Here is a 20,164-nt window from a genome sequence, read left to right as displayed (position 1 = left end):
GCGGTTTGTGGTGCCGCCAAGGGGGCAACACCACTATGACCCTGTCAAGTCCGTGCTTGAACTCAGACGGATCGGCGGAAACTGTAAGTAGGACCAACAGCTCCGCTCAGTGCGGTATTCCCGGCAAAGGCGGTGTAGTTACCTACAGCTTTGCGAGGAGTGCAGCACTCCGATCTGAAACACGAACCCAACCGGGTCTGGGTTCCATTGTCGCACGCTTTACGGACCCCGCATAAATTCCGCCACTCCGTCGGGACCCCTCACCGGCGGGTGGTAACGAACCTGCTCTTCACCATTCATCTGCTCACCACTGGCCGGTCATCCCACTAACCTCCCCTGGCTGAAAACCTCACGCAACCTTTCGGTTTTCCGTAGTCCACGCGGTTTCCCGGCGCCGCGCCCATGGTGCCAAAGACCCGGTACCCACGAGTTCAATAAGGAGTTCGGCGAGCTTGTAGCCGGGTGTCTCGGCCAAGGATGCGCTCAGGTACCGGTGTGCCCTGGAACCCCTGCCGCGGCCCCACTCCAACCAGCCCAGGATGCTGAGCAGCGCCGATCTGGGTTCTCCTTTCGCGACGGTCGACAACCTCACGAAGACCGCGTGGGCGGCATCCAGTCGCTCCCAATCGGGGGCAGCGCCGGTCGCCAGGAAAACCTCGCTGAAGAGGGCGCCGGTCACCTCCGTGGGATCTTTGGTTGTCATCGCATGACGTTTCGGGTGCTCCCTGTGCTCGTCGGGTTCTAGATGCTGCGCTTTCAGGCGGGCGCAGGCGGGCGGAAGTTCAATCTCGGGCAAGCCCTTGGGAAGGACGCCGCTTTCGCACGCGGCTGTAGCCGCCGCGCTCAGGCCCGCGGCGGCCAGAACAATGAGGCTGTCGCGCAGAGCCGCACGCGTCAGGCCGGCAAGCAGGAACGCCAGCACCTCCGGGTCTTCCGTGGGAGCCTCCTGTTGCTGATCGAAGATGAGGCAGTCCCACAGGACGAGCGCATCATGGCCCAGGCTCGTGCTTTCCCAGGCTCCTGAGAATCTGCGCGCGTATTCGGCGACCAGCCGGCCGACGTCCTTTCTGCCAGCCGGCCCCATCTCACCCATCGCGGCCTCGATGGAATCCGCGTAGCTGCTCCCCTGGTACACGAGCTCGGCGTTGAGGAGGCTTTCGGTGATGGTGGCCAGCGGGCTGCCCGGCCAGGAGCAGCACGCTGTGTCGCCACAGAAGTAGTCGCGCCAATGGGTTGGGCTGACCAGCCACCCGTCGCGAATCGCCAGTCCTCCGGCGTTCAGGACAAGGTCGATGCAATGCACCAGCGAGGCGAACGGCGGGTCCTCGGGATCTGTCCAGTCCCGCTGCGTGTACAGCATCATGAGGACACCGTCTGCGGTGGCGTCTGCGGCGAGATACTCCCGGACTGACTGCGCATATTCGAGGGGGTCGGCCTTCTCCGAGGGAAGGTCCAGACGAAGCGTTGCGCCTACCCGCTTGCCGGACATGGTGAGAAAGACGATGCTCTCCTGCGGCTGAAAGCCAAGAATGTGCGGGATATAGCTGAGGATGTCCGATGCGGTGCTGACCGAGATTGGGTTGGTGAGTGTCATGGATATGACTTTGCTGCGCCCACTGCTTCGGCGGGCCGGGGACAGCGCTTATGTGGGTAAGTCGCCCGAATCTCTCTCATGTGCAGTAGGAGTTGCGGGTTTGCCCGCGGAACGCGCCTGCCGCGCCTCCCGGCGTCGCCTCCGTTCGCGGGCCAACGCCTCGCGCAGCGGAGGAACCACAATCGACTGCCTGGCCAACTGGGCGCGGACGCGGCGTCGGACGATCAGGATAGCCACCGTTCCCATACCCAGCACAACGAATTGAACCGCGAAGGCGATGCGGAACGAATCGAGGGCATACAGATCACCGCTGGAGAATCCGCTGGCCAGCAGCAGGTCAAGAATCAGCCCGATGGCGAACATGGTGACCAAAGCGGCGGTGAAACCTCCGATGTTCACAATGCCGGTAGCGGTGCCAAGACGCGAAGCCGGGTTAAACGTGCGGGCAAAATCGAAGCCGATCATCGAACCTGGACCTCCGACAGCCACGGTCACCACAAGCAGCACCAGCATCCACAAGGGAGCCCGTCCGGGTGTGGTCAGAACCACCAGCCAGGCCAGGGCTGTCGCCGCCGTGATGGCGAGGACCATCGTCGAACGCCGCAGCGGGTGCCGGGCGACGTAAATCCCAAGCAGTGGTCCACACACCATGCCAACCACCACGAAGAGCGTCATCAGTAAGGAAGCGGTGGCGGTGGGGAGCTCCTGGGCGCTCACGAGGAAGGGGTAACCCCAGGTGAGAACGAAGACGGTCCCAGAGAACTGGGCTGTGAAGTGGCACCACAACCCGAGGCGCGTCCCGGGCTGTTTCCAGGCTTCGGCGAGTGAAACACCCGTTTGCCGGAGGGTGATACGGTCTCGGCTCGGGCCGCCCTCTGGTTGATCACGAATCAGGGCAAGTCCCAGCACAGCCGCAAGAAGGCCAAGGGCGGCTGCGGACAGGAATGCGGTACTCCAACCGGCGTGCTGCAGGACGGCGAGGAAGGGGATCACGCTGAGGATCTGTCCGAGCTGCCCGAGTATTCCCGTGAGTTGGGTCAGAACCGGTATTCGACGCGGTTCAAACCAGGCCGGCAGAAGCCGCAGGACCGCCACGAAGGTCATCGCGTCACCACCGCCTACCAGAAGCCGGCCGAGAATACCCGCCGGCACCGACTCTGCGAAGGCGAGTTGCGTCTGCCCGAGCGCCATGAGGAGAGCCCCACCAACGATCATGACGCGCGGACCAAATCGGTCCACCAGGACACCCACCGGAATCTGCAATCCGGCATAGACCACGAGTTGCGCAACGGTGAATACGGCGAGGGCGGAAGCAGTGGCGTCGAAGCGTTCGGTCGCTTCGAGTCCCGCTACTCCGAACGAGGTGCGCTGACTTACGGCCACGAGGTAGGCAAGTACGCCCGCACCCCAGACCAGCCACGCGCGCCGGTTCACCCGCACGGTCGTATCAGTGACCAGGCCGGGACCCTCCATCCCCGGTTTCGGGCGGTTCGTCCGAGTCGACTTCCGGGGCTGGATGGTCCGGAGAGCCATCGTCATCGTCGGAAAGGTCTGCCAGGGTCTCTGCAAGCTCATCCGCTGCGCGGGGCCCGGCGAGGTACGCCTCGACAGCGGAGCCCAGCTCATCGGCGCTTGCGAGTTCCATGTTCTGTTTGACCAGGAGGGATCTTCCGGAACCGTCGGGGCGCTCGTCGTACCGCTTCTCCAGCGACAGGACGACGCCCTGGACTTCCACCGAATTATCCACCTGGCGCGCGATCTGGCGCTCTACGTCCCGCCCGGCCTCACGCAGGCGGTCCGTGGGCAGGACGCGCCCGATCGACGCGCCCAGATATTCCAGCGCCGTGACCGCAGCGGGCGGGTATTCAGCGTCGGCAAGGTAGTGCGGCACATGGACAACGTAACCGACGACGTCGTGGGCCGAATCCGCCAGCCGGAGCTCCAGCAGGTGGCCAAGGGAGGCCTGGAGTTCGGCGGTGGGTTTCCAGGCCGAACCTACTCCGTTGATCAGGTCGGTCCGGTTTCCGTGGACGGTGACGCCGAGGGGCCGGGTGTGGGGAACGGGCATGGGAAGGGAATGGATCCAGGCGATCAGTGATACTTCGAAGCGGTCGACAAGCTGTTTGACGGCAGCAACGACCCGTTCCCACTGGAAGTCCGGCTCCATCCCGCTGAGCAACAGGAATTTTCCGTCCAAACCGTCCCGAAGCACGCGCAGCTCCAGCGTTGGGGGCTGGTAGTCCCGAAGGTGGTCTTCCACGAAGGTGATTCGGGGCCTGCGGCCGCGGTAGTCAATCAACTGGTCGGTGTCGAATACGGCAACCACTTCGTGGTCCAGGTATTCGAGGAGTTCTCCGCGCACCTGCCCGGCCACGTGCCCGGCATCCACGAATCCGGTGAGTCCGACAACCAGTGGAAGCCCGCGCAGGGAATCATCGATGACTGCTTCATTCACGTTGTATAAGCTTCGCGGCTCCAACATTGCTTCCTCCCTCGCTTTCGAATCCACCGAATGAATCCGGTGGGCTGCTGTCACCGGTGGCACTCAGCCTAGATGATGCAGGATTTCGTCTCCTCTGCGTAACGCGCCCTGCCCTGCACCAATTCCCCGAATACTGGTGAAGACGGCAGGGATCTCGAGCGTGGGATGCATGTCACATCTGGCGGCTACGATCGATAACAACGGATCGCTGCACAACCTGCGGTGAGTGATGAAACTCCTGACATTGGAAACGAGGAAAACCCTTCGTGAGCAACACAAGCGAAATTCAATTGACTGTCATCTCCAAGGATCTCAAGAAAGCCGGCTGCGACGTCCTGGTGATCGGCACCGGGCAAAGCCCTGATGGTCCGGTCCTGCTTGATAATCCGTTGTCAGCAAAATCTGCGCGGGCACTCACCGACAGCCTCCCATCCCTCGGCATCACCGGTTCGGCCGACGAAGTGAAACGCCTGCCTGGACTCTCGGAGACCGGCGCCGACGTCCTGGTTCTCGTGGGAACCGGGCGCGTTCATTCCGGACGCCCGCTGTCGGCTGAGACCCTCCGGCGCTCGGCCGGCGCAGCGGTACGACAGCTCACCGGAATCGAGAGCATCGCCGTCGCACTTCCCGCTGCGACAGTCGACGAGGTCGCGGCGGTCGCAGAAGGAGTGCTGCTCGGCAGCTACACCTACACCGAACATTTCTCGGCCGTCGGCGGCAAGGCCCCCAAGGCGTCCGCCAAAACGCTTTCGCGGGTCACCATCCTGACTCCTGCCGCGCAGGACCGCACACTGAAGGCGGCCCTGGAGCGCGCAAAGGCGATTGGTCACGGCGTGAACACCACCCGCACCCTCGTGAACCAGCCACCCAGCCACCTCTTCCCGGAGTCCTTCGCGCAATTCGCCAGAGAGCATGTCAAGGGCCTACCCGTGAAGGTCACTGTCCTCGACGAAAAGAAGCTGGAGAAAGACGGCTACGGTGGAATCCTCGGCGTGGGCAAGGGCTCATCCCGCCCGCCGCGCCTCGTGAAACTCGAGTATGCGCCGGCCAAATCCAAGGTCAATCTTGCATTCGTCGGCAAGGGGATCACCTTCGACTCGGGCGGACTTTCGCTGAAGCCGGGCGCCGGAATGCAGACCATGAAGCTGGACATGGCCGGAGCCGCCGTCGTGCTCGCCGCCGTCGCCGCCATCGCGGAACTTGGCCTGCCTGTAAGTGTCAGCGGATGGCTCTGTCTGGCGGAAAACATGCCCTCGGGTACGGCGCAACGCCCCTCGGACGTCATGACCACCTTCGGCGGACGTACAGTCGAAGTCCTCAACACCGATGCTGAAGGGCGTCTCGTCATGGCCGATGCCCTTGCTGCGGCCAGCCGTGAGTACCCCGATGCGATCATCGACATTGCCACCCTGACCGGAGCCCAGATGGTGGCGCTCGGCAAACGGGTCTCCGGAGTGATGGGCGACGACGGCGTCCGCGACGCCGTGAAGGCGGCTGCGGACCGCGCGGGCGAGCTCTTCTGGGCGATGCCCCTTCCCGAGGAACTTCGTCCAAGCCTCGACTCGACCGTCGCGGACATTGCAAACATCGGAGAAAAGTTCGGCGGCATGATGACCGCTGCCGTCTTCCTGCGCGAGTTCGTCGGCGAGGTCAACGGCGAAAAAATCCCGTGGGCCCACCTCGACATCGCCGGCCCGGCGTTCAATGAGGGCGGCACGTACGGTTACACGCCAAAGGGTGCAACCGGGGTTGGCGTCAGGACGCTGCTCGCCTACGTCGAAGATGTCATCGAGAGGGCGGACAACCACACCGCCTGACCCCCGATTCACAGAAGGTGAATCTGGACACATAGGGGTGTGGTCTCCCCTTCATCAAGTGGCTGATGGTGTGATCTGGGGATAGGCTGAACTCCAGATCACACCGGAACGTCAGCCTATACATACCGATATTCCGCCAAACATCAACTGACGCGCTAACCCACGCGCGTCTCAGATTTCGCGAGGGAGCGTCCACGTGGCCGAATCGGCAACTGCGCAAGAATTCGACATCCTGGTCCTGGGCGGGGGTAGCGGAGGCTATGCAGCCGCACTTCGGGCCGTCCAACTCGGGTTCACCGTTGGGCTCATTGAAAAGGGCAAGCTCGGTGGAACCTGCCTCCACAACGGCTGCATCCCGACGAAAGCGTTGCTGCACTCGGCCGAGGTTGCCGACAGCGCCCGCTCCGCCGAGAAGTACGGCATCAAGGCCACCTTTGAGTCCATCGACATGGTCGCCGTCAACGCCTACAAGGACGGCATCATAGCCGGCAAGTACAAGGGCCTGCAGGGACTGATCAAGTCCAAGGGCATCACTGTCATTGAGGGCGCAGGCAAGCTCACGGGCCAGAACACCGTCGAGGTGGATGGCACCACCTACACCGGCAAGAACATTATTCTCGCGACCGGCTCCTACTCGCGCTCACTGCCCGGGCTGGAAATAGGCGGCAAGGTCATTACCTCCGACCAGGCGCTCACCATGGACACCATTCCCACCCGCGCCATCGTGCTCGGTGGTGGCGTGATCGGGTGCGAGTTCGCGTCGGTCTGGAAGTCTTTCGGGGTTGACGTCACCATCATTGAGGGCCTGCCATCGCTGGTACCGAATGAAGATGCCACCATCGTGAAGAACCTGGAACGCGCGTTCAAGAAGCGCGGTATCAAATTCAACACCGGCACCTTCTTCGAGAAGGTCGAACAAGCCGACGACGGCGTCAAGGTCACCCTGGTAGACGGCAAGACCTTCGAAGCGGACCTGCTGCTCGTCGCCGTCGGCCGTGGCCCGGTTACGGACGGCCTGGGTTATGAGGACGCCGGAGTCACACTCGACCGCGGATTCGTCATTACGAACGAACGCCTGCACACAGGCGTCGGGAACATCTACGCTGTCGGCGATATTGTCCCCGGCCTGCAGCTAGCGCACCGCGGGTACCAGCAGGGCATTTTCGTCGCCGAAGAAATTGCGGGCCTGAAGCCGGTAATTGTAGAAGACGTCAACATCCCCAAGGTCACCTACTGCGAACCTGAGATTGCCTCGGTCGGCCTGACCGAAAAGGCGGCCAGGGACAAACTCGGCGAAGACAAGGTCGAGACGCAAGAATACAATCTCGCTGGAAACGGCAAGAGTTCTATTCTTGGCACCGGCGGCATCGTCAAGCTGGTGCGTGAGAAGGACGGCCCCGTTGTGGGCGTTCACATGATCGGCACCCGGATGGGTGAGCAGATCGGTGAAGCCCAGCTCATCGTGAACTGGGAAGCTTACCCGGAGGATGTAGCGCAACTCGTTCACGCCCACCCCACGCAGAACGAATCACTGGGAGAGGCACACCTCGCCCTGGCGGGCAAGGCGCTGCACGGCTGACCGGCTTCCAGCCGTTATGCGCCCATTCAACCCGCTGTAGCATCACGCAGCACCGAAGCTCCAATCAAAGCATCACTGGCAACCTCGAACCGAGCGGCAGCCTCGCAACACCGGCGGCCGCAGGTAGAACGAAACAAGGAGAAACGGACACATGTCTGAATCCGTGAACTTACCGGCCCTGGGCGAGAGCGTCACTGAGGGAACAGTTACCCGCTGGCTCAAGCAGGTCGGCGACCGCGTCGAAGTCGACGAGCCGCTGCTCGAGGTCTCAACGGACAAAGTCGACACCGAGATACCTTCGCCGATTGCGGGAGTGATCGAGGAGATACTCGTTGCCGAGGACGAGACCGCCGAGGTCGGTGCTGCGCTGGTTCGCATCGGTGACGGCTCAGGTTCGTCGGAAGGCGGAAGTGGCTCGGAAGACCAGGGGTCCGAGGAGCAGGGGTCCGAGGAGCAGGAACCACCGGCTGAGGAAAGCGGTGACAGCGGAGCGCAGGAAGATGCCGCGCCCAAGGAAGAGGCCGAAGCCACGGACACCCCGGCGGATTCGTCCGCGGAGTCCAGTTCCGGGTCAGATGACAGTTCCGCAGGCCCGGGAACCGAAGTTACCCTGCCAGCGCTGGGCGAGAGCGTAACCGAGGGAACCGTCACACGGTGGCTTAAAGCCGTGGGAGACGAAGTAGAGGTTGACGAACCACTGCTCGAAGTATCCACCGACAAGGTTGACACTGAAATTCCTTCCCCTGTGGCAGGAACACTTCAGGAGATCAGGGTCAATGAAGATGAAACCGCGGAAGTAGGATCAGTCCTTGCGGTCATCGGGTCCGGAAGCAGTGCGCCTGTCAAGGCGGAGCCAAGCGAACCTGAAGCCGTCGCTGCAGCACCGTCAGAGGAACGGGAAGCCCCTGCCGCCCAGCCGGAGGAGAAGAAGGAGCCAGAAAAGGCTGCACCAGCGCAAGAGCCTCCCGCACCTGCCGCGGCAGAAGAAAAATCCCCTGCTGCCTCGAGTGACAAACCGTCAGGATCAGACGCGGTGTACGTCACGCCATTGGTGCGCAAGCTCGCGAACCAGCACAACGTCGACCTGTCGACACTGAAGGGTTCCGGCGTCGGTGGCCGTGTCCGCAAACAGGACGTCCTTGACGCCGCGGAAGCAGCGAAGAAGCCGGTTGAGGCCCCCGCAGCAGCATCGCCTGCCACGGCAGGACCATCGGCTCCCTCGGCTTCCAGCCTGAGGGGCACTGTCGAGAAGGCTCCGAGGATCCGCCAGACCATTGCACGGCGCATGAGGGAGTCGCTTGAGGTTTCGGCCCAGCTGACACAGGTCATTGAGGTGGACATGACCCGCGTGGCACGGCTCCGGACAACGGCGAAGGAGACATTCCAGGCTCAAAACGGAGCAAAGCTGACCTTCCTTCCGTTCATTGCCAAGGCTGTCACGGAGGCACTCAAGCAGCACGCCAAGCTGAACGCTTCCTTCGATGAAGAAGCCAAGGAAGTCACCTACCACGACGCCGAGCACCTCGCGATCGCAGTGGACACAGAAAAGGGGTTGCTCGTTCCGGTCATCAGTGACGCGGGGAACCTCAACCTTGCCGGCCTGGCGAAGAAGATTGCGGACGTCGGCGCCCGCACCAAGAGTGGGAAGATCGGGCCGGATGAGCTCTCCGGCGGCACGTTCACCATCACCAACATCGGCTCGGTCGGTGCGCTGTTTGACACGCCGATCATCAACCAGCCACAGGTCGGAATTCTCGGTACAGGCGCGATCGTCAAGCGCCCAATCGTTGTGACAGATGCCGATGGCGAAGACACCATTGCCATCCGGTCCATGATGTATCTGTGCCTCACCTATGACCACCGCCTGGTCGACGGCGCTGATGCAGGCCGGTTCCTGCAGACACTCAAGGCCCGCCTTGAGGATGGAGCGTTCGAGGCCGACCTCGGCCTCTAAGCACCAGCAAATGTTGGAAGGCAGCGTACCGTATCCCGGCACGCTGCCTTCCTTCGTCCGGCACCACAGTCTTCCCCCTCTTCGGAAGGGGAAAGCCAGGCGAAACCGCCCGGCCGAATGATTCAACCAGTGAAAAAGGAGAACTCATGGCTACCGTACGCTCAGCGCACACAGTCTGGACCGGAGACCTGCCTTCGGGCTCGGGACAGGTAACTCTTGATACCTCGGGTCTTGGCACCTATGACGTAACCTGGAAGGCCCGCGCCGAGCAGGCTGAAGGCAAAACAAGCCCCGAAGAGCTGATCGCAGCAGCTCATTCAGCGTGCTTCTCCATGGCGTTCAGCCTCGCTCTCGGCGAAGAAGGCAAGACACCGGACCGGGTGGAAACCAACGCGGAGGTCGATTTTGAGGCAGGGGCAGGCATCACGGCGATCCGCCTTACGCTTAAGGCAGCTGTTCCGGGCATCAGCGAGGAAGACTTCCAGCGGCTTGCTGAGGATGCGAAGACGGGCTGCCCTGTCTCGCAGGCTCTCGCCGGCGTCAAGAGCATTTCGCTGGACGCCACTCTCGAGTCCTAGCAGACGCTTGAGTCTTCCGGTGAACGGATGAAGGAACGCCCCGGCCACGTAATGGTGGCCGGGGCGTTCTGTTGCCGCTCAAGGCTGCCGGTCAGACCCTCAACTGCGGGGTGGCAGCGGGGGCGGAGCGAGCTTCGGGTGATTTTGCCTCACCGGCGGTACGTCGGTTCGGAGCTCCGCGATCATCTCGCGCAGGATGCCCACTCCGTGCTCCAGTTGCGGATCTTCCTGGGCGGCATAGGCGTGCGGTGGAAACGGAACCTCGATGTCCGGGTCAACGCCATAATTCTCCACTCCCCATTCCACTCCCCCGGTCATCCAGAACGCATAACGTGGCTGGGTGACTCCGGTTCCATCAGCGAGGCTGAACCGGCCGTCAATTCCTACGACGCCACCCCACGTCCGGGTTCCGATAACGGGACCGATACCGCGCAGTTTGGCAACCTGCGTGATGATGTCGCCGTCCGACCCGGCGAACTCGTCCGTGAGGACCACCACCGGACCACGCGGTGCGTGTGCCGGATAGGTGCCGGGTTGCTCACCGCGTGGCATCGACCAGGCCGTCACCTTCCGGCCAATAAGTTCAGCCACCAGCTGCGAAGTGTGTCCTCCCCGGTTCCGCCGCACGTCAATGATCAGGCCGTCGCGTTCCGTTTCCCTGTCAAGGTCGCGGTGCAGCTGCGCCCAACCGCGCGCCACCATGTCAGGGATGTGAAGGTAGCCGAACCGGTTGTCGGACGCTTCGTGGACGATCGCACGGTTGGCATTGACCCAATTCTGGTAACGCAACCGCTCTTCGCTGCGCAGCGGCACCACCGCCACCCGCCGCACAGCCGGCTGCCCGCCGTCGTCGTCGTGCCGCGCAACCGTCAGCTCAATTACCCGGCCGGCAGCACCGGTCAACAGGACTGAAGGCCCGAGCTCCGGCGGGACGGGTACACCGTCTACGGCCTGGATTATGTCGCCCGGCTCCACGGCGACGCCCGGGGCGCTCAGCGGCGAGGCTGCCTGCGGATCAGATGACTCACCGCCGAAAATCCGGTCCACCCTCCAGCCCCGTGCGGAACCGCTGAGCTCAGCGCCGAGGAATCCCTGCGCCCCAGCTCCCGGCTCGCTGGCCAGAGCCGGTGTCACGTAGGCGTGGGAGGTCCCAAGCTCGCCGTGCAGCTCCCATAGAAGATCAACCAGATCGTCGTGGGATCCCAAGCGATCCAGAAGCGGGCGGTACTTCTCGCGTATGCCCTCCCAATCGAGGCCCCCCATGTCCTCGGCCCAGAAGAAATCGCGCTGCAGGCGCCATGCCTCCTCAAAGGCCTGACGCCATACACTTGGCGGATCCAGCAGAACCCGGATACGGTTCAGCTCTACCGTGACCCTGTCGGGTGAATCGGCATCGGCCGGACCGGACGTCGGGATGGATGTGACGGCCCCAGCGTGGATGACGACTGCCCGTTTTCCGTTTCCGCTCACCTCATAGGAATCCACCTCCTGCGCGAGCGTCGTGGTTTCCCGCTTTGCCAGGTCGAAGCGCTCGAGCCTCCGGGCCGGTTCCTTGGCTTCGGTGGTTGCGCGCCCGTCGCCCGTGGTTCCAGCGAGGTCAGTGGCGGTCCACAGCAACGCGTTGTCGACGGCGCGGAGGCCCTCATAGCTGCCCTGCGGAACCGGCACTGCGATGATCCGCTCGGCGAGCCGCTCAGGAACAACCTCCACGGCTGGTCTGTCGTCGTCTTTTTCTTCCTTGGGATCTGCCGCCCGCTCATGCACAGCGGGACCGAAGGGCGACGCTGTGTCGGCCGCCAGTGCCACAAGGAATGGCTTGGTGGATGCCGGGAAACTGAGGTCGAACCGGTGCGTGTCATAGACCGGATCGAAGCTGCGGTCCGAGAGGAATGCCACGAACTTGCAGTCAGGGGTGAACGACGGAGAGTGGTCACGGAACCGTCCGTCCGTTGCGTCCAGAATGTCAGCCCCTTCGGCGACCCTCGAAAGCCGCACACGCGTGCGTGCACCCTCTCCGGTCACTGGCTCCGCCCATACCAGCCATGCGCTGTCCGGCGAGAACTGCAGGTGATCGATGGCGCCATGGGGAGTCGAGGAGAGCGTGAAGAAGCCCTCTTTGCCAACCTCGTGGATAAGGATTTCACCTATCTCTCCCGCGACTGCCACCAGGCGGGCGTCGGGGCTGACTGCGATGTTGCTCGCCCGGAAAGGCCTGCCGAACCCGACGCGGGTGACGAGCGAGCGAACCGCCTGATCCTGGGCCTGGAGAACGACGTCGGCTCCCGTCGTTTCGCCGTCGGCCGGGGGTTTGATGTCCTGCGAGGGTTCGATGTCCGTGCCTCTGGCATCCGTCACCGGAGTGGCGGGGACTGGCGCGGGCAGGGTACTGCCGGTGGTCGCCGCCTCCTTGCGGGCGGGGATACTGCGACTCGGCGTTTCGGTCTCGAAGAGGCTGCGGATGTGGAGGGCCTCTTCGCCTTCGTGGTCGGCTATATAGGCAACCTTGTCCTCACCGAGCGGCCTGCCGAGGCGCGAACGCACGCCTGCGGTCGCGTCAACTACACGGGAAGGACCGTCCTTGTGTGTCAGCAGGTGAAGCGTGCCGTGGGATTCGACAATGCTTGCGCGCCCGTCTTCCACCGGAACCGCCGCCTTGAGGTGACGGGAGACGTTAAGGGTTTGCGGGCGGCGGCCTGTCGACGCCGATGCAAGGGTGACGTCGAGAAGCGACGCCTCGGAATCGAGACTGTCCATCAGCCACAGATTTCCTGCAGACTCGAAAACTACCCGGGCGCCGTCGGTTGAGGCATGCCGCACGTAAAACTCCTCAAAGTCTGTGTGCCGACGCAGCCCGGATCCGTCCGGCGCGACCGAGTAAAGGTTCCCATACCCCTCATGGTCCGAAAGGAACGCAAGCCGTCCGCCGGCCCACATTGGATCAGTGAGATTGCCATCGAGGTCCGGCAGGAACCGTTTGAAGTCCCCGGATCCATCCGCATCAATCCAGAGCTTCCCGGCGGTGCCGCCGCGGTAGCGCTTCCACCAGGCTTGTTCGCGGGACATGGCACTTGCGATGACTACAGGACGCTCATCCCCGATTTCCTCCCCATACACGATCGCGTCGATCGGGCCGTAAGGGATAACGGTAAATGCGGAGCCATCCACCGGAACCGTGTAGCCCCAGGTATGCCGCGGATCCTCATGCCGGAATGCACTGGTCACGACGACCTGCCCATCGGACGTGAATCCCCGCACCTTGGTGTTCTGGTGACCCCAATAGGTGAGCCTCCTGAAGTTTCCACCGTCGACGTCCGCCGCCACCACCTCAGGTGCGGCGCCCTGCACCACAGTCCAGGCGATGGTAGAGCCGTCAGGTGAGATTCTAGGATTCCGCACCGGCTGCTGCAGCGCTGAAATACGCCACGCCCGCCCTCCCGCCAGTGGGGCGACCCAGATGTCGTTCTCGGCCGCGAAGGTGAGCATTTCGCCGGACAGATGCGGATAGCGTAAGTAGTGAGAAGAACCCATTGTCCGATCATAGCCACACGGAACCAGCCTTCTCAGGCGGGATCAGCCACATGAACCGACGCGATTTTCCATAACCCTTCGTGGCGCTCCACCAGGAAAACAAGTTCTTGAGTGGTGGCTTCTTCGACCGTCTCGGCTGTCTGGGCCGAATCGACGGGTTGTCCCGGTTGCGTCGAAGTACCGCCACCCTCCAGGACTGTGTACGCAGAGGTGACGACCGTGGCAGCCACCGCCGACACCGGTGAACCCCCGCTCGCCTTCGCTGGTGTTTCGATCCGTTTCAGGTTCTGGAGCTGGACGCTCAGTCCGTCGAAGACCTGGTTCCGTGCGCGAAGAGCGGCGATGATGCCCTGGTCGGCTGCCATCGTGTCGGAACCATCCACGTTTACGTGATGGAGCAGCAACTCATCACCCGACGAAAGCGCCTTGGCCCGCACGGCGGCGAGTGCGGGAAGGACGACCAGCTCATCCGCGTCCGCGAGCCGGGACTGCATCTCCGGCGACAGCCCGTCCGTGTCAGATTCAGTTTCAGCGCCACTGCCAGCGTTATCCGGGGATTCCGGCTCTGCCGCAGCTCCGGTGGAGCCGGCGGAATCATCCCCTCGCGACTGGCCAATCGCCTCTGCAAGGGACGGACCGGCAATTACGGCCCCTATGACCACAAGAACAGTGGCCGATACTCCGAGGAGGACACCTGGCCATCTCCGGGGACCGGTACGGGGTTGGGGATGCCCTGCCGTTCGCAGCCTGGGCAATCGTAATTGAATGCCCAGCCGCTTATTCCGGGTCGGAGCGGGCTGCCGTGCTGCCCTCCGCGTGAGGAGTTCGGGGCGCACCGTGGGGTGGACAGCCTGAACCAGGTCCAACGGCCGGGGTGTTGCTGACTTCAACACGGCGTGGGCGAACTCGGCGGCTGTCGGCCGTTGATCCGGATCGGTGTGCAGCCCTGCCTCGACGACGGATAGCAGATCAGCTGGCACTTCGGGGACGATGAGCGTGAGCGGCGGCCTTTCCTGTGCCGGGCCCGCAACCTGCCCCGTGAGGCAGTACCAGCCGAGAGCAGCGAGCGAATACACGTCACGGGCGAGGTTCAGGCGGGCAGCGGTTCCCTCCGACGGGTCGATGAACCCCGGTGTACCCTCAGCGCCAGCGTTGCTTTCTCCGGCAAGCCGGCCGATCCCCAGGTCAGCCAGCAACGGTTTGCCCTCCGCGGTAAGCAGGACGTTACCGGGTGAGAGGTCGCCATGAAGCACCGATTCGGAGTGGAGATAGGCAACAGCCTGGGCTATCGGGGTGAGAACCGTCACAGTTTCGCCGACGCTGAGTCGCCCTCGAGCACCCACAACATCACGCAGCGAGCCACCTGCCGCATAGGTCATGAGCAGGGCCGGGCCCTGGTCTGTAGCAAGCACGCTTCCCACGTCCAGGAGGTGTGCGTGCGAAAGTCTGCCGAGGATCGCCAACTCCCGCCCCATCTCGGCTCGGGCAGTTTCATGGTTCCCGGAAGCCGCAAAAACCTTGAGAGCGCGGGCCTGACCCGTTTTCGGCTCCCGGATGAGCCATACCGATGCGCAGGCGCCGGAACCCAGCAATCGCTCAGTGCGGTAGCCCTCAACTTGCGGCGGCATGAGAAGCGGGGCCACCGTGGCCTGGCCGGCTGTTGTTTGACGGTGGAAGTTGTCCATGCCCCCAGTGTGCGACAAACTAAGCCACGTCGCTGAGGTTATCCACAGCCTGCTGACGGGCACCGAATGTGAGATCGACCGGCGGCGGGTCTACGCTTGAATCATGACACTGGCGTTCTCCAGAATTGGCTTCGACCCCGACTTTGTCGATTACCTCGATGGATGGGACAGGCAACGCACTCTCCACGAAGCCGTCATTTCCGGTTCAGCTCCCAGCACGGTCCTTCTCCTGGAGCACTCACCCGTTTATACGGCGGGAAAACGTACTGAGGACCATGAGAAGCCGTTCGACGGTACACCTGTTGTCCCTGTCGATCGGGGCGGCAAATTGACTTGGCACGGACCGGGCCAGCTTGTTGGATACCCCATTCTCGCGTTGCCTGAGCCAACCAGGGTGGCTGACTACGTGGGCATTCTGGAAGATGTGATCATTGCCGTCCTAGGGGACTACGGCCTCACCGGAATCCGGATCGAGGGCAGGTCCGGGGTATGGCTGGAAGCGGACGCGCAGAAGCCCGCGAGGAAAATCGCTGCCATAGGCATCCGGATCAACCGCAGGGTCACCATGCACGGCTTCGCCATCAATTGCAGCAACGATCTTGCGCCGTTCGCGCAGATTGTGCCCTGTGGAATCACTGATGCTGGAGTCACCAGCATTTCCGCTGAGCTGCAACGGACGGTTTCTCCTGCCGACATCGTCCAACAGATCGAAGATGAACTGCGTAAAAGAGAAGAATTCCTGGTCCTCGGCCGTACGGGCCAACCAGCCGCAACCGCAGCAATGCACGCCGGCGAGAACCGGCCGGAAGGAGCCCTACTGTGAGCCTGGCCCCCGAGGGACGGCGCCTCCTGCGCGTCGAAGCACGCAATGCGGCAGTGCCGGTGGAGCGCAAGCCCGACTGGATCAAGGCCAAGGTCAATATGGGCCCCGAATTTGTCGGCATGAAGAACCTCGTCAAGAAGGAGGGCCTTCATACGGTCTGTGAAGAGGCCGGGTGCCCGAATATTTTCGAGTGCTGGGAGGACCGGGAGGCTACCTTCCTCATCGGTGGGTCGGAATGCACCCGCCGCTGCGACTTCTGTCAGATCGACACCGGTCGCCCTGCACCGCTGGACCGCAGCGAGCCGTTCAAGGTCGCACAGTCTGTGAAGTCAATGAACCTGCGCTACGCAACTGTGACCGGGGTGGCCCGTGATGACCTCGAGGACGAGGGCGTGTGGCTGTACGCCGAAACGATCCGTCAGATCCACGCGCTCAATCCAGGTACCGGCGTCGAAATCCTCATACCGGACTTCTCCGGCAATCCTGCGCACATAGCCGGTATCTGCGAGGCTAAACCTGAAGTCTTCGCGCACAATGTCGAGACGGTGCCCCGCATCTTCAAGCGCATCCGTCCAGCGTTCCGCTACGAGCGCTCCCTCGATGTCATCACGCAGGGGCGCGACCGCGGAATGGTGACCAAGTCCAACCTCATCCTCGGCATGGGCGAGACCCGGGAGGAAATTTCGGAAGCGCTCCGGGACCTGCACGAGGCCGGCTGCGACCTGATCACGATCACGCAGTACCTGCGCCCCAGTGAGCGGCACCTCCCAGTGGACCGCTGGGTGAAGCCGCAGGAGTTCGTCGAGCTCCAGCAGGAGGCAGACGAGATCGGGTTCCTCGGGGTCATGAGCGGGCCCCTGGTCCGTTCCTCCTACCGCGCGGGCAGGTTGTGGGCGCGCGCGATGCGCAAGAAGGGCCTTGAGCTTCCCCCCGAGCTTGCACATATCGAGGATTCCGGCACCACTGCGCAGGAAGCGTCAAGTTTGATGGCGGGCTAAGCCTCCGCCCACCACTGCTGGTTGATGTCATGGAACCGACGGACGTTCACACTCAGTGTGACGTCCGTCCGTCTTAACACATCACGTAGAATTGGAACACTATGGCCAACAGCACTGACACAGACGGATCCCGCCCACAGCGTCGCTTTTTCGCGCGCAAGCCGAAGGCGGACAAACCCGCCAAGAAGCCAGGCACCATGAAGCGGGTTGCCGAAGTCTTCACCATGACCCGGCGGAATGATCCGAACGTCATCTGGATCATGGTTCTGGTCTTCCTTGCAGTGATCGCTGTCGGCCTGCTCATCGGTTTCCTGATCAACAACGTCATCACCATGGTCATCATTGCGGTGCCGCTGGCCTTTCTGGCTGCGCTGTTCATCCTGTCCAGGCGCGCTGAGCGTGCAGCCTTTGCCCAGATTGAGGGCAAGCCGGGCGCCGCAGGTGCCGCCATGAGCGTTCTTCGGCGCGGGTGGATCCTGAAGGAAGAGCCGGTCGCTGTGAACCCCCGCACTCAGGACGCCGTCTTCCGCGCAATTGGTCGTCCCGGCGTCGTGCTTGTCGCGGAGGGTCCCGTCAACCGGGTCAAGCAGCTTGTGGATGCAGAGCGTCGCAAAATGAACCGGATCGTCCCAGGAGTTCCCGTGCAGGTCGTTCACGCCGGACGGGGTGATGGGCAGGTACCGCTTCAGCGCGTATCCAAGACCATGCAGAAGATGAAGAAGAACCTTACCCGCCAGGAAGTGCAGGCCGTGGACAAGCGGCTGAGTGCACTCGGGACCCGCATGCCCATCCCCAAGGGCGTGGATCCGTTCAAGGCCCGCCCTGACCGCAAAGCCATGCGCGGGCGCTAGATACGAACCAGTACGGTCATGCGCGGGCGCTAGATACGAACCAGTACGGTCTTTGCCGCGCGGTCGTGAAGTCCTCGCTGGTCTTCGTCAAACACAACGGCTGGGACGACCACGCAGATCAAAAGCGCGCGCACAATCGCCGAACCGAGGCCCGCGGGACGTCCACTGATTCCCTGCACCTGCATTCCGAAGATGCGGTGACCCACGCTGTATCCGAGGGTCCCGACGAGGAGCATCTGCTCCAGGGCGAAGATGCCAAGTGTCGCCAACCCGTCGTAATTGAAGAATGCAGCGGAGATCAGTCCGCACAGGGCCCAGTCGACTGCAAGAGCACCCAGTCTGCGTCCGGGGCGCGCGATCGAAGCCACTCCGTCTTTCGGCCGGCCAAACTTGCGGCCAGGCCAGTGCCCATCGCCGCGCGATGGCGGGCCTTCCAGCCAGGAACTGATATCTCTGCGATCGACCACCAGGCAAGCCTATCGCGCAACTCTTGGGCGTCCGTGAGAGCGCAATTCTTCCGTATGACGGAGTGAACTGCCCTCCCGGACCGGATACCGATAGGGTGGTGAGCTTAGTGGCCCGGCATCGGGAGTCGCTTAAGTTACATGCCGGAAACAATCGTGACACCAGCGGGTAATCGCGTCTCCCTATGGTTGAGGCTGTTGCGGCCACGGCAGGAAGTGTCATGAGCACCACGGCATAGACGTCACAGCACAGTATGCCCGGCAGCCGTTCCAGTAGCGCTACCGGCCCGGTCGCCCTCTCCCGAATATGCGTAAGGAGCATAACCCGATGTTCAAGAATGCGGACGAAGTCCTCAAATACATCGCTGACGAAGATGTGAAATTCGTTGACGTACGGTTCACCGATCTTCCCGGAGTGCAGCAGCACTTCAACGTCCCTGCGAAGTCCGTCGACGCCGACTTCTTCGTACACGGCCAGCTGTTTGATGGGTCTTCGATCCGTGGCTTCCAGGGAATCGCTGAATCCGACATGCAGCTCATCCCCGACGTAACCACCGCATTCATCGATCCGTTCCGGATCGAAAAGACCCTCGCGCTGAACTTCTCGATCGTGAACCCGCGCACCGGCGACCCCTACCACCGTGATCCTCGCGGTGTTGCAGAACGCGCTGAGGCCTACCTTGCTTCGACCGGGATCGCTGACACAGCCTTCTTCGCTCCGGAAGCAGAGTTCTACGTCTTCGAGAATGTTCAGTACGAGTCCAAGCCAGAGTCCAGCTTCTACAAGGTGGATTCCATTGAGGCTCCCTGGAACACCGGGCGTGAGGAAGTCGGCGGAAACCTTGGCAACAAGACCCCGTTCAAGGGCGGCTACTTCCCCGTTTCCCCTGTCGACAAGCAGGCAGACCTGCGCGACGCCATGTGCATAGAACTGGATGCAGTGGGCCTTGAGGTGGAACGTTCGCACCACGAGGTGGGTGGCGCCGGCCAGGCAGAAATCAACTACAAGTTCACCACCATGGTGCACGCGGCTGACGACCTGCAGAAGTTCAAGTACATCATCAAGAACGTCGCCAACGCCTGGGGCAAATCGGCAACGTTCATGCCCAAGCCGATCTTCGGCGACAACGGTTCAGGTATGCACTGCCACCAGTCACTCTGGAGCAACGGTGAGCCCCTGTTCTATGACGAGCGCGGCTACGCGGGACTTTCCGACCTCGCCCGCTGGTACATCGGTGGACTCCTGAAGCATGCGTCGGCCGTCCTCGCGTTCACCAACCCAACGGTTAACTCCTACCGTCGCCTGGTGAAGGGCTTCGAAGCCCCGGTCAACATGGTTTACTCCCAGGGCAACCGCTCTGCAGGTATCCGCATTCCGATCACCGGCTCCAACCCGAAGGCAAAGCGCATCGAGTTCCGCGCTCCGGACCCTTCGTCCAACCCCTACCTCGCCTTTGCGGCGCAGCTCATGGCTGGCCTGGACGGCATCAAGAACCGGATCGAACCCTCCGACCCGATCGACAAGGATCTCTACGAGCTCCCTGCTGAAGAGGCCAAGGACATTCAGAAGGCACCCGGTTCGCTGGAGGAAGCTTTGCTCGCCCTCGAAGCTGACAACGAGTTCCTTCAGGCCGGCGGAGTCTTCACCCAGGACCTGATCGACACCTGGATCGCGTACAAGCGTGAGGTGGAAATCATCCCCCTCGCCGCCCGCCCGAACCCCTACGAATACGAGCTGTACTACGGCGTCTAACAGCCGCTGACTTACGCAAATGGCCGCACCGATGGTGCGGCCATTTGCGTGTTCTACC

General features: G+C 62.7%; 14 protein-coding genes. 8 read left to right on the top strand and 6 right to left on the bottom strand.

Features of this window, described 5'->3' with window-relative positions; translation table 11 throughout:
- Positions 1-349: 349 nt before the first annotated feature.
- Genes ACWA1U_RS11055 through ACWA1U_RS11045 form a run of 3 tightly spaced genes read right to left on the bottom strand, consistent with a single transcriptional unit; the run spans position 350 to position 4,076 of the window.
- Positions 350-1,594 (bottom strand): DUF4192 domain-containing protein, encoded by a 1,245-nt coding sequence (locus ACWA1U_RS11055; RefSeq protein WP_463722238.1) that lies wholly within the window; start codon positions 1,592-1,594, stop codon positions 350-352.
- A 48-nt stretch (positions 1,595-1,642) separates the two neighbouring features.
- The gene (locus ACWA1U_RS11050; RefSeq protein ID WP_463725020.1) at positions 1,643-3,067 is read right to left on the bottom strand and encodes an MFS transporter; all 1,425 of its coding nucleotides are present in this window, start codon (positions 3,065-3,067) and stop codon (positions 1,643-1,645) included.
- Positions 3,042-4,076: a proteasome assembly chaperone family protein gene (locus ACWA1U_RS11045; RefSeq protein ID WP_463722237.1), complete on the bottom strand. Its 1,035-nt coding sequence runs from the start codon at positions 4,074-4,076 to the stop codon at positions 3,042-3,044. Before ACWA1U_RS11045 ends, ACWA1U_RS11050 begins: the two co-directional genes overlap by 26 nt.
- 266 nt (positions 4,077-4,342) lie before the next feature.
- Here ACWA1U_RS11045 and ACWA1U_RS11040 point away from each other — a divergent pair, with 266 nt between their 5' ends.
- The 4 genes from ACWA1U_RS11040 (at position 4,343) to ACWA1U_RS11025 (ending at position 10,004) form a co-directional block, all read left to right on the top strand.
- Positions 4,343-5,893: a leucyl aminopeptidase gene (locus ACWA1U_RS11040; protein ID WP_463722236.1), complete on the top strand. Its 1,551-nt coding sequence runs from the start codon at positions 4,343-4,345 to the stop codon at positions 5,891-5,893.
- Between the two features lie 196 nt (positions 5,894-6,089).
- The gene (gene lpdA / locus ACWA1U_RS11035) at positions 6,090-7,472 is read left to right on the top strand and encodes a dihydrolipoyl dehydrogenase (RefSeq protein WP_463722235.1); all 1,383 of its coding nucleotides are present in this window, start codon (positions 6,090-6,092) and stop codon (positions 7,470-7,472) included.
- 151 nt (positions 7,473-7,623) lie between these two features.
- Entirely contained in the window at positions 7,624-9,426 is a 1,803-nt protein-coding gene (gene sucB, locus ACWA1U_RS11030; protein ID WP_463722234.1) for a 2-oxoglutarate dehydrogenase, E2 component, dihydrolipoamide succinyltransferase, read from the top strand.
- 146 nt (positions 9,427-9,572) lie between these two features.
- Positions 9,573-10,004 carry an OsmC family protein gene (locus tag ACWA1U_RS11025; protein ID WP_463722233.1) on the top strand — a complete coding sequence of 144 codons (432 nt, stop codon included), beginning with the start codon at positions 9,573-9,575 and terminating at the stop codon, positions 10,002-10,004.
- Positions 10,005-10,103: 99 nt separating this feature from the next.
- On the opposite strand, the gene ACWA1U_RS11020 is transcribed toward ACWA1U_RS11025, so the two are convergent.
- Positions 10,104-13,532: a S41 family peptidase gene (locus ACWA1U_RS11020; protein ID WP_463722232.1), complete on the bottom strand. Its 3,429-nt coding sequence runs from the start codon at positions 13,530-13,532 to the stop codon at positions 10,104-10,106.
- A gap of 32 nt (positions 13,533-13,564) precedes the next feature.
- Positions 13,565-15,217, bottom strand: coding sequence for a serine/threonine protein kinase (locus ACWA1U_RS11015; protein ID WP_463722231.1), 1,653 nt, complete (start codon positions 15,215-15,217; stop codon positions 13,565-13,567).
- Between the two features lie 103 nt (positions 15,218-15,320).
- Between ACWA1U_RS11015 and lipB the strand changes: the two genes are divergently transcribed.
- The 3 genes from lipB (at position 15,321) to ACWA1U_RS11000 (ending at position 17,889) form a co-directional block, all read left to right on the top strand.
- Positions 15,321-16,040: a lipoyl(octanoyl) transferase LipB gene (gene lipB / locus ACWA1U_RS11010; RefSeq protein WP_463722230.1), complete on the top strand. Its 720-nt coding sequence runs from the start codon at positions 15,321-15,323 to the stop codon at positions 16,038-16,040.
- Positions 16,037-17,038, top strand: a complete 1,002-nt coding sequence (gene lipA / locus ACWA1U_RS11005; RefSeq protein WP_463722229.1) for a lipoyl synthase — start codon at positions 16,037-16,039, stop codon at positions 17,036-17,038. The genes lipB and lipA overlap by 4 nt, the downstream gene beginning before the upstream one ends.
- Before the next feature lie 101 nt (positions 17,039-17,139).
- A complete protein-coding gene (locus tag ACWA1U_RS11000) occupies positions 17,140-17,889 on the top strand; it encodes a DUF4191 domain-containing protein (RefSeq protein WP_463722228.1) in 750 nt (249 codons plus the stop codon).
- A gap of 29 nt (positions 17,890-17,918) precedes the next feature.
- On the opposite strand, the gene ACWA1U_RS10995 is transcribed toward ACWA1U_RS11000, so the two are convergent.
- Complete coding sequence (locus ACWA1U_RS10995; RefSeq protein ID WP_463722227.1) at positions 17,919-18,356, bottom strand: RDD family protein; 438 nt, start codon at positions 18,354-18,356, stop codon at positions 17,919-17,921.
- 325 nt (positions 18,357-18,681) lie between these two features.
- Between ACWA1U_RS10995 and glnA the strand changes: the two genes are divergently transcribed.
- Positions 18,682-20,106 (top strand): type I glutamate--ammonia ligase, encoded by a 1,425-nt coding sequence (gene glnA, locus ACWA1U_RS10990; protein ID WP_463722226.1) that lies wholly within the window; start codon positions 18,682-18,684, stop codon positions 20,104-20,106.
- Positions 20,107-20,164 lie beyond the last annotated feature (58 nt).

It is taken from the genome of Arthrobacter sp. TRD_SC_6 (assembly GCF_055361185.1).
The sequence above is the reverse complement of the archived record's forward strand: the minus strand, read 5'-3'. Positions and strand labels throughout refer to the sequence as shown.

Excerpts from the sequence above, each read along its gene's own strand:
- ACWA1U_RS11055 (WP_463722238.1), bottom strand. The coding sequence starts at position 1,594 with ATGACACTCACCAACCCAATCTCGGTCAGCACCGCATCGGACATCCTC.
- ACWA1U_RS11045 (WP_463722237.1), bottom strand. The coding sequence starts at position 4,076 with ATGTTGGAGCCGCGAAGCTTATACAACGTGAATGAAGCAGTCATCGAT.
- ACWA1U_RS11015 (WP_463722231.1), bottom strand. The coding sequence starts at position 15,217 with ATGGACAACTTCCACCGTCAAACAACAGCCGGCCAGGCCACGGTGGCC.
- lipB (WP_463722230.1), top strand. The coding sequence starts at position 15,321 with ATGACACTGGCGTTCTCCAGAATTGGCTTCGACCCCGACTTTGTCGAT.
- ACWA1U_RS11025 (WP_463722233.1), top strand. The coding sequence starts at position 9,573 with ATGGCTACCGTACGCTCAGCGCACACAGTCTGGACCGGAGACCTGCCT.
- ACWA1U_RS11050 (WP_463725020.1), bottom strand. The coding sequence starts at position 3,067 with ATGGAGGGTCCCGGCCTGGTCACTGATACGACCGTGCGGGTGAACCGG.
- ACWA1U_RS11020 (WP_463722232.1), bottom strand. The coding sequence starts at position 13,532 with ATGGGTTCTTCTCACTACTTACGCTATCCGCATCTGTCCGGCGAAATG.
- sucB (WP_463722234.1), top strand. The coding sequence starts at position 7,624 with ATGTCTGAATCCGTGAACTTACCGGCCCTGGGCGAGAGCGTCACTGAG.
- glnA (WP_463722226.1), top strand. The coding sequence starts at position 18,682 with ATGTTCAAGAATGCGGACGAAGTCCTCAAATACATCGCTGACGAAGAT.
- ACWA1U_RS11000 (WP_463722228.1), top strand. The coding sequence starts at position 17,140 with ATGGCCAACAGCACTGACACAGACGGATCCCGCCCACAGCGTCGCTTT.